Raw genomic sequence first — 14,632 nt, forward strand, 5'->3', positions numbered from 1 at the left:
TATTACACCTTATTTTTGCAAGGTCAAGAGGGTTTTTTAAAATATTTTCAAAAATGTGTTCTTTCCTTATAAAGAGGGATTTTCTGAAAATAATGTATCCATACAGTGCATATATTCGACTCAAATATCTTACGAGCATAAAAAAAACTGTCCCATAAAAATGGGACAGCCAAAAAGAAAAACGTAACTTCTTATAGTGTCTCTTGTCCAGGCTTCCAGTTCGCCGGGCACAATCCACCTGTTTGTAATGCCTGAAGTACGCGAAGCGTCTCATCGACGTCACGGCCAATGTTGTTGTGGTTAACAACAGAATACATAAGCTCTCCTTCTGGAGAAATAATGAACAAGCCGCGAAGTGCCACGCCCTCTTCCTCAATAAGAACACCATAGTCACGAGCTACTTTGTGGTTCGTATCAGCAGCAAGTGCGTATTTTAAGTCGCCAAGACCATTATCATCACGAGAAGTGTTGATCCAAGCAAGGTGTGTATGGATCGTGTCTGTCGATACGCCAATCACTTCTGCATCAAGATCTTCAAACTCATCAAAGCGATCAGATAATGCTGTAATTTCAGTTGGGCAAACAAATGTAAAGTCCATTGGGTAGAAGAATAAAACTGTCCACTGATCATTCTTCATATTTTCTTCCAAACTCACTTTCCCAAACTCTTTGTTCGGCATCACTGCATCCATTTCAAAGCGTGGTGCTTGTTTCGCAACCATACGTTCTGCCATATGTAAACCCTCCTAGATAATATTATCACTTACAGATTTAGTATACTCCAAATGATAATTAAAGTCAATATTAAATAATAATAAATGTAATCTGTGTTTTTTCTATGGTACACATTTATTTTACCCTACACGAAGCTTTTTCACACGCGGGATGCTTGGCACATATATTCTTTTTTTCATATATAAATGTGCTACACTTCACAATTGATAATACTATTTATTTCATAGGAGATGATGTCTAATGGGCGACTTCCAATTAAATAATGAAGTCATCACACGCCTAGTGACCCAGGCTGGCGGAATTATACTGAAAGTCGTTTTAATTCTTGTCTTATTTTTCATTGTTCGTGCGATTGGTCAGAAAGTCATCGATCGCTCTTTCCAAAGCTATCAAAAAAAGAATGAGGCTAACGGAGCACGCATACGCACACTTGAGAAACTTACAAAAAATATTTTCTCCTATGCCCTCTTATTTTTTACAGTCATTATGACATTGCAAAACCTCGGGGTGGAAGCAACTTCTCTTATTGCAGGGGCCGGTGTTGTTGGATTAGCAATCGGCTTTGGTGCTCAAGGGCTCGTCAGTGATATCGTCACGGGTTTTTTCGTTCTTTTAGAAAAGCAGATCGATGTTGACGATTACGTTACGGCAGGGTCTCTTGATGGCGTCGTTGAAGAAGTCGGCCTGCGTACGACCCAGCTTCGCGGCTTTGATGGAACCCTTCATTTTATTCCGAACCGCTATATTACAACCGTAAGCAACCACTCACGTGGCAATATGCGCGCGCTTGTCGATATGAGCATTTCATACGACGATGATATTAATAAAGCAATTCAAGTATTAGAGGATGTCTGTGAAAAAGTGGCTGCCGAAGATTCGTCCTTTGTCGAAGGACCGAATGTGATTGGTGTCCAAGCTCTTGGCGCCTCAGATGTCGTCCTGCGCGTCATCGGAAAAACGGAGAATGGTATGCAGTTTGCGGCAGAGCGGAAGCTTCGTCAAGCAATGAAAGAGGCACTCGACGCCAACGGCATTGAAATTCCGTTTCCTCATCAAGTGTACGTTGAAAAAAAAGCGTAAGCTGAAAAACATCCGCCTCTGTTTCTTTAATACGGAAACGAGAACGGATGTTTTTTCTTTAAAAAAGCAAAATTTATTGATAACATGGTAAGTCATTCTAATAGAAATGCGATCGTTTATACATCACTAACCCACTTAGAGTTGTTCATCCCCTACTTCGACACAACTTACCGATGCAGGTCAAAGGCTGAAGTATCGATGTAATTCCTGAACAATGGGCGCCATAACGTTCTCATCTGGGATGATGCGTGATGAGTGAAGTCCTTCTGTCGGACCGACCCCTAGCCAAAATAGACAGCCAGGCATTTCTTTTGTCATATACCCAAAATCTTCTCCTGTCATCGCAGCTTCTGCTTCAACAAAAGTAAATTCAGAAGAAGCTTGAAAAAAGGATGACAAACGTGCGGCCAAATCTGCATCGTTGTCAACTTGATAGTAATTCGCTCCGTAATCAATCTCAGCTTTACAATGAAAAGCTGTTTCAATAGCGCTGACATGCGCTTCTACTTCAAGTTTAAAACGTTGCATTGCTTCAGGCGTTAAGGTGCGCATTGTCCCTTCAAGCGTCGCTTCATCGGCAATCACATTTTGGACATACCCAGCCTCTATTTTTCCAATCGTTAACACAGCACTATCCATAGGATCGACACGTCTTGACACGACAGATTGTAATTGTGTCACTAAATATGAAGCGGCAACAACCATATCGTGCGTTTGATGAGGATAAGCTGCATGTCCTCCTTTTCCGCGCAACGTAATAAACAATTCTGACGTATTGGCAAATAATAACCCTGGCTTTAATGCAACTGTCCCTGCTTTATATTGTGGCGCAATGTGCAATGCATAAATTTCATCCGGCTTCATCTCCTGAAATTCTGGTGAAGCAATCATTGGCAAAGCCCCACCTGGACCTTCCTCAGCTGGCTGAAAGACAACGACGAACGTATCCTCAATCGGCTGGCGGACGACAGCTTCCAGCAGTCCTAGCGCGATTGTCATATGAATATCATGCCCACACGCGTGCATATAACCTTCGTGTTTCGACGCAAACGCAAGACCCGTTTCTTCCTTCATAGGAAGGCCATCCATATCAGCACGATAGCCAACTCTTCTTTTCCCGACAGTGCCTTTGACCTCAACAATAATGCCTGTTTTCCAAGTTTTCATCGTTAATCTCTCTTGAGGCAGTAGAGAAATTTTTTCTAGTAAAAATGTGTGCGTTTTATGTTCACAAAAGCCGATTTCAGGAATTTGGTGTAATTCCCTTCGTATATCGATTAAATTAAAAGCCACGCCTTATCCCCCCAATGTAGAAGTGTTATCTACTGTTTTTGATTTACTGTAAATAGCTTTTAACCCGCATATCGTTAAAAAGGGCACCGACACATTTTGGTCGATGCCCCTTGCAAAGTATTACTGATCTTTTTTCAGCTGCCTGAGCTCTTGTTTAATTTCTGTTTTCGAGCGTGTGTTATCGTCAATTTCTTTGATAACGCGTGCAGGGATACCTGCCACCACTGTATTCTCAGGAACGTCCTCTGTGACGACTGCACCAGCCGCAACGACTGCGCCTTTTCCAACGCGAACGCCTTCCAAAATAACCGCATTGGCACCGACAACGACATCATCTTCTACAATCACTGGTTGTGCAGATGGTGGCTCAATGACACCAGCAAGGACTGCACCTGCACCGATGTGACAGTTATTCCCGACTGTCGCACGCCCGCCCATTGTTACGTTCATATCAATCATCGTACCTTTACCAATGACAGCACCAATGTTAATGAGTGCCCCCATCATGATCACGGCATTATCTCCAATCTCAACCTGGTCACGAATGACAGCACCCGGCTCAATACGCGCATGAACATTTTTAAGGTCTAGCAATGGGATCGCAGAATTTCGACGGTCATTCTCTAGAACGTAATCGTCTATTTTTGTTTGGTTTGCATCAATTGCTGCTTTAACTGCTGACCACTCACCGAAAAGTACGCCTGTGTTTCCAGTAATAAACGTCTTCGTTCCCTCACCGAAGTCTATTCCTTCAAGGTCGCCCTTTATGTATACTTTAACAGGTGTTTCTTTCTCGCTGTTTTGGATAAATTTAATAATTTCGTTTGCATCCATTGTATTCATTATAACGAATGTCCTCCTCACAATTTCATAGTCTTACTTTAATGTAACAGAGCAGTGTTGATTTCGCAAACAATAATCAATGTGTCTATTCAAACTCTGATGATTCTATCATCTCCACAAAAGCTTTCACTTGCTTTAATTGCATCGCCGCATCCGAGCAAACGAGCCAAGTGTCCCTCGTTAATAAGCTACCATCTTTATTTTTCAAAGGAATTTTGTGAAACATATCATCTTCTGGCGTTAAGGCGATGGAAGGTAAAATTGCAAATCCAATCCCTTGACCAGCCAGCTTTTTACACGTTTCAATCTGGTCCACAACAATTGTTCGATGAGGAGCAGAATGATATAAATGATGCCACCAATCGTGAATTTCCTGATAATACGTAGAGTCACTTTTAAACAGAATAAACGGTTTTTCTGAAGCACTCAGTTCTTCAAATGTTGTAATCTCTGTGTCAACTAAGTAAAAATAATCTGTCATAACATGGATCTTCCGCCCACTCCACTCCGGATTGCCGCGCACGAACCCGAGGTGAAGCTCATTGTTATAAAGCTGCCTGATCATTTCCGAGCTCCGACCAGTAATTAGTGAAATACGAACTTTTGGATATGCTTGAACGTATGCCTTCAGACGAGAAGGTAGCCAATATTGCCCGAGAATTGAAGCGACAGCCAGCCTTAATGTTCCATATACTTGATCCTGCAAAGCTCTAAGCTCTTCACGAAGCTGTTCTTCACGCTGTAATGTAGTGGTTGCATAATCCAGCATTTTCTCACCAGCAGGTGTAAGCGCAACACCGCGTGCCGAGCGTAGAAAAAGTTGCGCATTCCATTGCTGCTCAATGGTTTTAAGACGCTGACTAAGTGCGGGCTGAGATACAAATAATCTCTCTGCTGCTTTCCGCATGTTTCCTTCCTCAGCCAATACTTGTAATAGTCTTAAATCGGATGAATTCATGGCAACCTCCACCTTCGTAACCTTTTCATGAAGCTATTGTAGCATATTCAAGTCGGACAACTCATGAAAATAGAAAAAGACGCCTTTTGGCGCCCTTCATGTGCTTATGTAACTGGATCGAGCTTGTCTAATAAAACGGACAATTTTTTAAGTCTGTCTTCAGCGGACGGATCAATGCGTTTTTCTAAATCAGCCATTTCTGAAGCAACAATCTCAACAGCAAGATTTTGACGAATTAATGTTTGCAACAATAATGATATTTCTTCTTCATTTAGTTTTTGTAAGTCCAACGTGATCTCCCTCCCGTTTGTTCCATTTTAGCATCGTCCTACACATCTTTCCTTAGGGAACCTTTTCCACTGTCCTTTACAAAACAATAGATTGTAAGGTAGCATTTGATGTGATATGAAGGAGGCGGCCTAGTCTAATGATGCAGCAGTGGATCACGATATTTTTTGACGTTTTATGTCCTGTCTTTATCCTCGTTTTAATAGGCGTATGGCTTCAAAGAAAGTTTTCTTTAGATATGTATACATTAAGTAAACTCAATATTTACTTTCTTGTTCCAGGTATTATTTTTACGAAGCTTTATGAGACTGCGCTTTCCATCAATATTCTCTTAACGATTGCCGGCTTCACTTTACTGCTTCTCGGCTTACTTTACCTCATTTCCAATGCAATTGCTTATCTATTTCGGTTTTCAAAAAGTATGAGAGTGGCTTTTTCAAATTCAGTGATTTTTTATAATTCCGGTAATTATGGTGTTCCTGTCAATGATCTCGTGTTCAAACAAGACCCTTTTGCGATGTCTATCCAAGTCATCGTGCTTCTCATTCAAAACATTACGACATTTTCGTACGGCATTTTTGCACTTCAATCGAATGATCGTAGCCCATTAAAAGCCTTACTCAGCTATTTGCGCCTGCCTGTGCTCTATGCCATGCTATCTGCTTTAGTGCTCAATATGGCAAATATCCAATTGCCAGATGCCATTTATTTGCCTGCTACATACATATCTGATGCAGTGATTGCGATTGCGTTAATTACACTTGGATGTCAAGTTGCACAGCTTCGTCTGAAGAAAAACCTCTGGAAAGTATACAGCTCTGTGAGCCTTCGCTTGCTTTTAAGCCCTGCTCTAGCCGCAGGAATTCTATTTTTATTTGATGTCCAAGGGGTCACCGCTCAAGCCTTTATGATCTCAGCCGCCATGCCGACGTCGGTCAACAGTGCGATTATCGCTCAGGAATATAAAAATGAACCTGAATTTTCGGCCCAGGCCGTGCTCGCTTCTACGATTTGCTCTGCGCTGACCGTTACTTTAGTGATCTATATCAGTGGGCAAATGTTTTAACTAAGTGTCATCCATAGCAGTAAACTAAAAAAGCGAGCCGAAGTAGGCTCGCTTCTTTTTTTATGATCATGATCGTTGAATAACAAGGTTTTTATTTTCATCAACGTCAACAATGATTTGTTCAATCGCTTCTGCGGTATCCATTAATTCATCGGCGATGGCGTCTTCTACATGCTCTTGGATCGCTCTACGGAGTGGTCGCGCACCAAAGGCTTGATGGTCGCCCAATTCCGCAATCCGCTCACGAGCGGCTTCAGTCACTTCTAGGGAAATGTTCTGTTCTCCAAGAGTATTATTGAGATCGGCAAGCATTAGACCGACGATTTTAACGAGATGCTCTTTTTCTAAAGGTTTAAATTGCACGATGCTATCAAAACGATTGAGAAATTCTGGTTTAAAGAAGTCCCCTAGAGAAGCGAGTAATTGGTTTTCTTTTTCCATTTCTTCGCCTGTTGTAAATCCGAGCGTTCCTTTATTCGCCATTTGTGTACCTGCATTACTTGTCATAATGAGAATGGTGTCTTTAAAGCTTACCGTTCGCCCTTGACTATCCGTCAGGCGACCATCTTCCATAATTTGCAAGAACATATGCTGTACGTCTGGATGTGCCTTCTCAATTTCATCAAGCAAGATAATACTGTAAGGCTGTCTGCGAACTTTTTCGGTGAGTTGACCAGCTTCGTCATGACCGACATATCCGGGTGGTGAACCAATGAGCTTAGACACGGCGTGTTTTTCCATATATTCACTCATATCGAGACGAATAAGTGCATTTTCATCTCCAAACAATTCACGCGCCAGCGTTTTCGACAGTTCGGTTTTCCCTACGCCTGTAGGTCCGACAAACAAGAACGAACCTGAAGGGCGGTGCTTCGACTTTAAGCCTGCTCGTGACCGTCTGACCGTTTTTGCGACCTTTTCGACTGCTTCTTCTTGCCCGATCACTTGCGTGGATAGTCTCTCCATCAAATGCTTCATCTTGTATTGTTCATCTTGCTGCAATTTTGACACAGGAATGCCTGTTTTCTTTTCAATCAACTGTTCAATGAGACCGCGTGTGACGGCAGGCTTTTGTTTTGATGCATTCGTATTTAATTGCTCCAGCAAATTTTTCTCTTCATCGCGTAATTGAGCCGCGCGTTCATAAGCTTCAATCGCTGTCGCTTCCTCTTTTTCTTTACGAACTTGTTCAAGTCTCGCTTCGATGCTGCTTTCATCACGGGCTTCCTCAGACAAGTTCAACACAGAACCAGCTTCATCCATCAGATCAATTGCTTTATCTGGCAAATGACGATCTTGAATATATCGTTTAGACAAAGTGACGCTTGCACGAAGCGCCTCATCTGTATAGGTCACGCCATGATACTGTTCGTAATGAGGCTTTAAGCCATTTAATATTTCAATCGCTGCATTTTCAGTAGGCTCATCCACTTGAACTGGCTGGAAACGACGTTCTAGAGCTGCATCTTTTTCAATCGCTCGATATTCTTTTAACGTCGTCGCTCCAACGAGCTGCATTTTCCCGCGTGCTAATGCTGGTTTCAAAATATTTCCTGCATCCATTTGTGAATCTTGCGTCTGCCCCGCACCAACGAGAAGGTGAATCTCATCGATAAACAAAATGACATCGTCACGAGATTGAACTTCTTCAACAAGCTGTTTCATTCGCTCCTCAAACTGACCACGAATTCCTGTATTCGATACGAGAGAAGCAACATCAAGCAGCATGATTTTTTTGTTTAACAGCTTTGTTGGGACGTTTCGCTGATGGATTTGCAGTGCGAGTCCCTCGGCAATGGCTGTTTTCCCGACACCTGGTTCCCCGATCAGGACAGGGTTATTTTTATTTCTCCGGTTCAGAATTTCGATGACACGTTGAATCTCATCATCACGACCAACGACCGGATCAATTTCGCCACGGTTGGCAAGAACATTTAAATTGGTCGCCATTGACTCAAGGATGCTCTCTTTTCCAGCATCCTGCTGTGTGAAAACGTGACCTCCGCCTCCTTGAGCACCGTTGCCGTTAAATGAATTAGACATGTGAGGCTGCTGCTGTCTTTGTAGTTCAGCCATACACTGATGACATAAATGTAATTGTTGTTCTTGTTGGTTTACTTTAAGTCGAAGATACACAGAAGCAGGACGTTGTTGGCAATTTTGACATTTCATGATCATTTGTCCTCCTTTGATATAGATATAAATTTAGTTCATGTTTATTTTAATGTTTGACTTTGACTTTCTTTGACCTTGACTATATTATACTTTGACCTTTCTTGACTTTCAAGAGATTTACTCGAAATGTTGTTATTTTTTTTAGATCAACGACAATAGAATAGAGAAATGTAAAGAAAGGTTGTTTCGTATGATGAAAAATGAACAGATCGTTTTTCTAGGCGCAGGCTCTATGGCAGAAGCGATTGTTCGAGGAATGCTTTCCCAAGAGATTGTCGAGCAAAATCAAATCACTATAACAAATAAAACGAATGTAGACCGGCTTGAATTCTACAAAAAAACATATGGTGTTTTGACAAGTCAAACCCCAAAAGAAATCATTCCTGATGCTTCCCTTCTCATCTTTGCGATGAAACCAAAAGAAGCAGAAGCTGCTTTTCTACATGTCAAAGATGAATTACGCCAGCATCAGTTAATCCTTTCTGTCATTGCGGGTCTACCGATAAGTACGATGCAGTCTTGGACGTCACCGCAAGCAAAAGCCATTCGCGTGATGCCTAACACGTCATCGGCAATTAGTCTGTCTACGACAGCTTTTTGCTCTAGTCCAAACGTAAGTATTGCTGAAAAAGAGCGCATCGAGACGATCTTATCTAGTATCGGCAGTGTATATGAAATTAAAGAAGAGCAAATGAATCTGTTCACCGGCTTGGCCGGCAGCAGCCCGGCTTACATGTACCAAATCATGGAGTATTTTGAAGCAACCGCCGCAGCACACGGATTTACCCGAGAACAAGGCCGGCAATGGATTGTAGAGATCATGGCAGGTGCTGCCGAAATGGTCAAAGCAACTTCTCTCACCCCTGAACAGCTGCGTAAACAAGTGACTTCTCCGAAAGGAACCACCTATGAAGGTTTATTACGGCTCAAGGAAGGACACGCTGAAGACAGCTTTCGCCAAGCCATTGAATCCTCAGCAAAAAAGTCAGCTGGATTCGAGCAGCAATTTTTAAAGCGGATGAATGAAAAGAACTAAGCCAAACAATCCCTTTTCTACTTGGTTGATTTACCGTTTGTGACATGGCTAAAACCCTCTCTGTTCAATCCAGAGAGGGTTTACTCGTTAATAATCAGCGGGGAGATTGGTTGTCGTAAATAAATAACCAATATAAAAGAGTACAATGGCAGCAGCTACGATGTATACCCAAACAATTGGGTTTTTTAAAATTGGATGTCGTTTCGTTTGCTCTCCCGTCTCACTACTCTTTTTGAAAGACATTGCCTGACCAACACGGGCAGAACCAAACGCCCCGGCGACCAACACAAGCACAGCTATTACGGATAAGGCAAGAATCGCACGGTCCATATAAGCGAACTCCTTCTTTTTTCTTACCTTTCCCTGCAGTTCTTCATTCATACATCTAAACGTGATCATTTTGATCGAATAAATATTCATATGATAAATCCATAAATAGATATAGCTGTTGAGAAATGGGGTAAGAAAAAGTCCGAATGTGCTGTTTTGTTTCGATATCTGAGTAGAGGTCTGACAAGATCCCTTTAGCGCCCATATCCATACGAACGATGTTTTCTAAAAAATACGGCCTCCATCCCCAGTTCTTTCCATTATATTCTTTTTGTAATTCCCACACAGCCTCTTTTTTCACCAAGTTTGCCGAACGTTGAAAACCATCGCGGTCACAAACGTAAAGCCTGAAGCTTTCGTTTTGAAAATCAGCAGCTACATGTGTCAGCCATTCATCATAACACTGATGCGCTTTTTGTCGTTCAAGCGTTTCTGCCATTTTTCGTTGTAGTTGCTTTTCTATATCCATCCGCTTCATAATCTTCTTTTTTTCATGATTAATAAAGCGACTAAAAGTCTGTTTCAGCGCCTCATCTTGAGACGTTGCAGGAGTGATGAATGAACTTGGTCGATCTAAAAAATTTCCCTGGTAATATTGGCCGCCATTTCGCCAAGCGTATTGCAATTGAAATTCTGTTTCAATCTCTTGATAAATCATCACGGCACCGATTTTTCGTGCGAGGTGTGTCAAAGATTGCAACACATCATCATAAGATTGGGGTTTTGTCTGATCAAGCATAGGCCTTAGGTTCACCTTCACATAATGCGGAGACAATAACCCAATGACATCTAAGTTTGTTTCCTTCACGCCAATACGATCAAGCGAAATTTTCATCCCATATGTTTTCAAATACGTGATAAAATGGTGCAGATGCTCTAAATCGCCTTGGAACGTATGCACACATATTTCGATGACGACAGATTCAAGGGGTAAAGAGAATTCACGTTCAAATGTTAAAAATAGATCAATGAACTCTTCCCCATGCGCCAATAAGACATCTGGATGAGCATTTAAAAACAGTTTTTCAATGCCAGCAGAATTCATAAATAATTCAATCGCTTGCTTATAAATATGAGCGTCTAGTTCAAAGCGATACTCTTCTGGCACATTTGCATCATGAAAGAAAGCACCAAGACCTATAGCTTTTTCGTCTACAACGAATCGACCGTACACTTCACAAGCATTCATCTGCCAATCATCAGCAGAGAACACACCTTGAAAATACGGACGAACATTCGCTTTTTGCGTTAAAATATCAAGTGGATCCATCATTTTGAAGCCTCCTTCATTAAAACACAACTTTGATGGAGCAAGAAATCAACACAATGAAGGGGAGAACGTCGAATGACTAAACAAAATATGACTCGGCGCTCATTTTTAAAGCGACTTCTCGGCTGGTTTACAGGCACTATTGCGACAATAGCCGGCGGTTACAGCTATGCCACTTACATTGAACCTCATTGGCTCGAAACAAAGCGGTTAACTCTTTCTTTCCCAACACTTCCCACCGCCTTTCACCAACTAAAAGTGGTTGTATTTAGCGATACACATATAGGGCACCATTACGATGCTAACCAATTCGAAAAGCTGATCAATGCAATGAATAAAGAAAAGGCGGATCTCATCATCTTTGCTGGTGACCTTCTCGATCGACCCATGTCTTATCAAGATCCAGAACGACTTATAGCTATTCTCACTAAATTAAGAGCCCGATTCGGAAAATTTGCCGTATACGGAAACCATGACCACGGCGATTACGGAACGGATTTATACCGTACGGTCATCGAAAATGCTGGCTTTCAATTACTCAGAAATGAAGCAGCGACAATCACAAGTCAAAGCGAAACCATTGTTATCGCAGGGCTGGATGATCAAATGCTAGGGAAGCCTGACGTGGACGCCACCCTATCTTCTGTTCAACAAGAACAATGGTCATTACTGATTGCTCATGAACCCGATATTGCCGATGATATTCACGAAACAAGCGTGAACTTACAAATTTCCGGACACACGCACGGTGGACAAGTCCAGCTCCCATTCTTTGGTCCGCTAGTCTTACCACCTTTAGGTGAAAAGTACATTGAAGGATTGTACACATTTACAGACACTGACTTCCAGTTATATGTAAATCGGGGCATTGGTACAACTCGCCTTCCTTATCGTTTTTTAGCACGCCCTGAACTGACCGTACTCACATTAGAGCGAACATAAAAATAAACGTATCCTTTCCTTCATAAAACAGCGGTTTAAACATGGCTATCCTGTGGAATACATTAAAAAATGATCTTCATTGACTCAAGATGAAGCCAACGTCAACGACAAACGGAAGCTGATCATTAAGCCCAGCTTGTATATTCATTATACAACTTTATGAATGGAGCGAGGTATGTGAAAAAACATATGACTTTTACATTGAAGAATAGGATTCCTGTTCCTACATTAATGACACTCTCTTATCGATTGAATAAAGAAAATATTGCTGTTGAATTTACATATGAAAATACAACGGTCGATGGTAGAGATGTGCTAAGTCTGATTTCCTTTTTCCTCATCCCGAAAATGGATTCGACAATTTCATTGACTACAACGGCTCAAGAGGCACAAAAAGGGATTGAACTAGTGACAACTACGATTTTAGAGAAAAACCAACCCTTCCCAATGATGACCGCCCGTAGCTAATGTTGATAGAATCTGTTAGAAAAAGACTCTCTGAACGATCATGACGAGTGTCTTTTTCTTCGTTTGGATTAAACGGTCGTATTCGTTATAATGGTTAAAAAGGAGGGTTGCACAACATGCGGACATTAGACAACGGGAAGCCCCCTCGTCTTCACGATATCGCGCGCGCACTTTTTATTGTGAATCGAAACGCAAAAACCGCCATTCACGCGAAAGAGCTGTACTCTTTAAAACATAAAACCGTTCAGAAGCTCCTTGAAGAAAACAAAGCCAAAAAAATTGGCCTCCACTTTTCTAAAAACCCGAAAAATGCGCAGCAGCATTCGAACTTACTGATCCAAGTGGATAACTATTACTTTCACGTTCCTCCTCGCAAAAAAGACTTCAGTGAGGTTCCACATCTTGGCGAAGGAGACGCCTCATACCGAAATCCGAAAACCTCAATGCCACTCTATGAAGCCAAACGACTTCTGGAACAATATACAGGCTACCGCTTTCAAGCGAAGTCTAAACCCACTTACCCAAAACGGCAAGCCCCTGTTTTTACAAAACTAGGTGAACCCTATCCTTGGCATCACCCCAAACGTTAAGTATCTCATATACAGGACAATTTTTTATGAGAAGGGTCATTTATTTTATGTTTCTAGACGACCGGGAAAAGTTGCGACAAGAGAGATTGGATGTTGAGTGAGGAAAGGAGCAAAAGAGCTCATTTTAGATATAAAGTGGCGAATGCATGGAAGCGATCGCGCGCAGAAAAACTTTCGATTATGACGTAGCCACAGCATGATGTCATCACTACTATGGACGGCAATAACCACGCAAGCAAACCATCGAACGACCATGACTTGCAGAAGATGACTCCTTCGATAGGGTCGTCTTTTCGCATTGGTTAATTTTTTATCGAAAGAGTGCTTGCGTGGTGGTAGAGAGAAGTGCCTGCTTAAGTGAAGCAATGGTGAGTCGTTCACTCATTTCACTTATCTAATTATGCAAGAAATTTAATTACTCTCATGGGAACTTTCGTGATCGTTCACATTTAATGATGTGTCAAATGGCTTAATTTAACCTGTAGTACTAAGCTTTAAAAGGCGAGATTCTTTAACGGGCTCATTTAAAAACGTAGGGGCAACGATTAATCATTTCGAATAATTAAATAAATGATGAGACCGATCACCGGAAAAAACAAGGTTCCAAACAAGATAATCAATGCATATTCACGACTCTTTCCTCTGGCTACAGAGTCTCTATATGCCCAAATGCTTGTAACGATATTTAAAACGATGAGCAACAGTCCAAAGAGCAAAAACCCTAAAAATATAAATTCCATAAATACCTCATCTCCCTTGCTATCCACTTCTACAGTCCTATGCATAGAAAATAGCAGACATTCTTTTTTCATGAACGCCTGCTTTGCTTGGATCATGTACTATAGTCACTTATTCTGGCTCAGCTTCAGCTTCGGCCTCTCTTTCCCGCAATGCCTGAGCTTTTTCTTCAATTTTACGGAAGGCACGATTCGCACACCACATCACGACAAATGCGAGTACACTTCCAAAGAAAAACGGAATTAATCCCATAAATTGCTGCATAACGAGCAAGACCACTAAAGATCCGGCAATCATCATTAAAATTTCACCAGGTCTTGAAATCGCTATCAACAGTGTTTGTTTCAAGTATTGGAATAATTTTAAGTCATAATGGACGAAAACCGGGAAGAAAAAGAGGGTCATCGTTAAATAAATGAACGTAGCAACGATAAGAAAGTACTGGATAAAAATACCCCAACTACCGGTATCTTGCGTGTTTAAAATCCGAAAATCTGCCCACAGGATAAAGCCAACCACTAGCAATAAAACACCTAAAATATTTGCACGCAAAAATTCGTTTTTATATTCGCTCCAAAAGGTCTTAAACACTGGAATTTCATGCTCGCCCTGTACCCATTTTCTCGTGACAGCAAACAACGCTGCTGTTGAGGGACCAAATCCAAACACAATGAGTCCAAGAAAAGTGAAACAAATCCAGAGAATATTGACGTATGCAAGCCGCATAATCCATTCACAAATGGAGTACAAGGTGCCCATAAATCCGTTCATTACCATGTGTTTCACCACCCTGCTTTTCTGTCTATTATGCCATAATGCT

16 protein-coding genes are annotated in these 14,632 nt (G+C 41.6%); 6 read left to right on the forward strand and 10 right to left on the reverse strand.

Going from position 1 to position 14,632, the window contains the following annotated elements; genetic code table 11:
* Positions 1-191: 191 nt before the first annotated feature.
* Positions 192-734 carry a peroxiredoxin gene (locus G4V62_RS05355; RefSeq protein ID WP_165199962.1) on the reverse strand — a complete coding sequence of 181 codons (543 nt, stop codon included), beginning with the start codon at positions 732-734 and terminating at the stop codon, positions 192-194.
* A gap of 241 nt (positions 735-975) precedes the next feature.
* Here G4V62_RS05355 and G4V62_RS05360 point away from each other — a divergent pair, with 241 nt between their 5' ends.
* Complete coding sequence (locus G4V62_RS05360; RefSeq protein WP_165199964.1) at positions 976-1,815, forward strand: mechanosensitive ion channel family protein; 840 nt, start codon at positions 976-978, stop codon at positions 1,813-1,815.
* Between the two features lie 180 nt (positions 1,816-1,995).
* Here G4V62_RS05360 and G4V62_RS05365 read toward each other — a convergent pair whose 3' ends face one another.
* The 4 genes from G4V62_RS05365 to abbA all read right to left on the reverse strand — a co-directional run bounded on the left by G4V62_RS05365 (position 1,996) and on the right by abbA (position 5,199).
* Positions 1,996-3,108, reverse strand: a complete 1,113-nt coding sequence (locus G4V62_RS05365; protein ID WP_165199966.1) for an N-acetyldiaminopimelate deacetylase — start codon at positions 3,106-3,108, stop codon at positions 1,996-1,998.
* Between the two features lie 120 nt (positions 3,109-3,228).
* Complete coding sequence (gene dapD, locus G4V62_RS05370) at positions 3,229-3,951, reverse strand: 2,3,4,5-tetrahydropyridine-2,6-dicarboxylate N-acetyltransferase (protein ID WP_165199968.1); 723 nt, start codon at positions 3,949-3,951, stop codon at positions 3,229-3,231.
* An 85-nt stretch (positions 3,952-4,036) separates the two neighbouring features.
* Positions 4,037-4,909, reverse strand: a complete 873-nt coding sequence (gene ccpC, locus G4V62_RS05375; RefSeq protein WP_165199970.1) for a transcriptional regulator CcpC — start codon at positions 4,907-4,909, stop codon at positions 4,037-4,039.
* Between the two features lie 104 nt (positions 4,910-5,013).
* A complete protein-coding gene (gene abbA, locus G4V62_RS05380) occupies positions 5,014-5,199 on the reverse strand; it encodes an antirepressor AbbA (RefSeq protein ID WP_165199972.1) in 186 nt (61 codons plus the stop codon).
* 137 nt (positions 5,200-5,336) lie between these two features.
* Here abbA and G4V62_RS05385 point away from each other — a divergent pair, with 137 nt between their 5' ends.
* On the forward strand, positions 5,337-6,263 hold the full coding sequence (locus tag G4V62_RS05385; RefSeq protein WP_312855434.1) for an AEC family transporter: 927 nt from the start codon (positions 5,337-5,339) through the stop codon (positions 6,261-6,263).
* Positions 6,264-6,329: 66 nt separating this feature from the next.
* Here the strand turns inward: G4V62_RS05385 and G4V62_RS05390 are convergent, their stop codons facing one another.
* A complete protein-coding gene (locus G4V62_RS05390; RefSeq protein ID WP_165199974.1) occupies positions 6,330-8,435 on the reverse strand; it encodes an ATP-dependent Clp protease ATP-binding subunit in 2,106 nt (701 codons plus the stop codon).
* A 196-nt stretch (positions 8,436-8,631) separates the two neighbouring features.
* Between G4V62_RS05390 and proC the strand changes: the two genes are divergently transcribed.
* Positions 8,632-9,474, forward strand: a complete 843-nt coding sequence (gene proC / locus G4V62_RS05395; protein WP_165199976.1) for a pyrroline-5-carboxylate reductase — start codon at positions 8,632-8,634, stop codon at positions 9,472-9,474.
* Positions 9,475-9,561: 87 nt separating this feature from the next.
* Here the strand turns inward: proC and G4V62_RS05400 are convergent, their stop codons facing one another.
* Together G4V62_RS05400 and G4V62_RS05405 are read right to left on the reverse strand one after the other, a co-directional pair.
* Positions 9,562-9,804, reverse strand: a complete 243-nt coding sequence (locus G4V62_RS05400) for a hypothetical protein (protein ID WP_165199978.1) — start codon at positions 9,802-9,804, stop codon at positions 9,562-9,564.
* A 55-nt stretch (positions 9,805-9,859) separates the two neighbouring features.
* Positions 9,860-11,077, reverse strand: coding sequence for an EAL domain-containing protein (locus G4V62_RS05405; RefSeq protein WP_165199980.1), 1,218 nt, complete (start codon positions 11,075-11,077; stop codon positions 9,860-9,862).
* A gap of 72 nt (positions 11,078-11,149) precedes the next feature.
* Here G4V62_RS05405 and G4V62_RS05410 point away from each other — a divergent pair, with 72 nt between their 5' ends.
* From G4V62_RS05410 to G4V62_RS05420, 3 genes are all read left to right on the forward strand, one after another.
* Complete coding sequence (locus tag G4V62_RS05410) at positions 11,150-12,016, forward strand: metallophosphoesterase (protein ID WP_165199982.1); 867 nt, start codon at positions 11,150-11,152, stop codon at positions 12,014-12,016.
* A 177-nt stretch (positions 12,017-12,193) separates the two neighbouring features.
* Positions 12,194-12,484, forward strand: coding sequence for a hypothetical protein (locus G4V62_RS05415; RefSeq protein WP_165199984.1), 291 nt, complete (start codon positions 12,194-12,196; stop codon positions 12,482-12,484).
* A gap of 116 nt (positions 12,485-12,600) precedes the next feature.
* Positions 12,601-13,074 (forward strand): YkyB family protein, encoded by a 474-nt coding sequence (locus G4V62_RS05420; RefSeq protein ID WP_165199986.1) that lies wholly within the window; start codon positions 12,601-12,603, stop codon positions 13,072-13,074.
* 545 nt (positions 13,075-13,619) lie between these two features.
* On the opposite strand, the gene G4V62_RS05425 is transcribed toward G4V62_RS05420, so the two are convergent.
* Both G4V62_RS05425 and G4V62_RS05430 read right to left on the reverse strand, forming a co-directional pair.
* A complete protein-coding gene (locus tag G4V62_RS05425) occupies positions 13,620-13,886 on the reverse strand; it encodes a PLDc N-terminal domain-containing protein (RefSeq protein ID WP_376768276.1) in 267 nt (88 codons plus the stop codon).
* Positions 13,887-13,923: 37 nt separating this feature from the next.
* A complete protein-coding gene (locus G4V62_RS05430; RefSeq protein WP_165199988.1) occupies positions 13,924-14,589 on the reverse strand; it encodes a YesL family protein in 666 nt (221 codons plus the stop codon).
* Between the last annotated feature and the right edge of the window lie 43 nt (positions 14,590-14,632).

This window comes from Litoribacterium kuwaitense, assembly GCF_011058155.1.
GTDB lineage: Bacteria > Bacillota > Bacilli > Bacillales > DSM-28697 > Litoribacterium > Litoribacterium kuwaitense.

What these genes read in the sequence shown, in the direction of transcription:
- G4V62_RS05420 (WP_165199986.1), top strand. Translation starts at nt 12,601, where the DNA reads ATGCGGACATTAGACAACGGGAAGCCCCCTCGTCTTCACGATATCGCG.
- G4V62_RS05355 (WP_165199962.1), bottom strand. Translation starts at nt 734, where the DNA reads ATGGCAGAACGTATGGTTGCGAAACAAGCACCACGCTTTGAAATGGAT.
- proC (WP_165199976.1), top strand. Translation starts at nt 8,632, where the DNA reads ATGAAAAATGAACAGATCGTTTTTCTAGGCGCAGGCTCTATGGCAGAA.
- G4V62_RS05385 (WP_312855434.1), top strand. Translation starts at nt 5,337, where the DNA reads ATGATGCAGCAGTGGATCACGATATTTTTTGACGTTTTATGTCCTGTC.
- G4V62_RS05360 (WP_165199964.1), top strand. Translation starts at nt 976, where the DNA reads ATGGGCGACTTCCAATTAAATAATGAAGTCATCACACGCCTAGTGACC.
- dapD (WP_165199968.1), bottom strand. Translation starts at nt 3,951, where the DNA reads ATGAATACAATGGATGCAAACGAAATTATTAAATTTATCCAAAACAGC.
- G4V62_RS05425 (WP_376768276.1), bottom strand. Translation starts at nt 13,886, where the DNA reads ATGAAAAAAGAATGTCTGCTATTTTCTATGCATAGGACTGTAGAAGTG.
- G4V62_RS05410 (WP_165199982.1), top strand. Translation starts at nt 11,150, where the DNA reads ATGACTAAACAAAATATGACTCGGCGCTCATTTTTAAAGCGACTTCTC.
- G4V62_RS05400 (WP_165199978.1), bottom strand. Translation starts at nt 9,804, where the DNA reads ATGGACCGTGCGATTCTTGCCTTATCCGTAATAGCTGTGCTTGTGTTG.
- G4V62_RS05390 (WP_165199974.1), bottom strand. Translation starts at nt 8,435, where the DNA reads ATGAAATGTCAAAATTGCCAACAACGTCCTGCTTCTGTGTATCTTCGA.
- ccpC (WP_165199970.1), bottom strand. Translation starts at nt 4,909, where the DNA reads ATGAATTCATCCGATTTAAGACTATTACAAGTATTGGCTGAGGAAGGA.
- G4V62_RS05405 (WP_165199980.1), bottom strand. Translation starts at nt 11,077, where the DNA reads ATGATGGATCCACTTGATATTTTAACGCAAAAAGCGAATGTTCGTCCG.
- G4V62_RS05430 (WP_165199988.1), bottom strand. Translation starts at nt 14,589, where the DNA reads ATGGTAATGAACGGATTTATGGGCACCTTGTACTCCATTTGTGAATGG.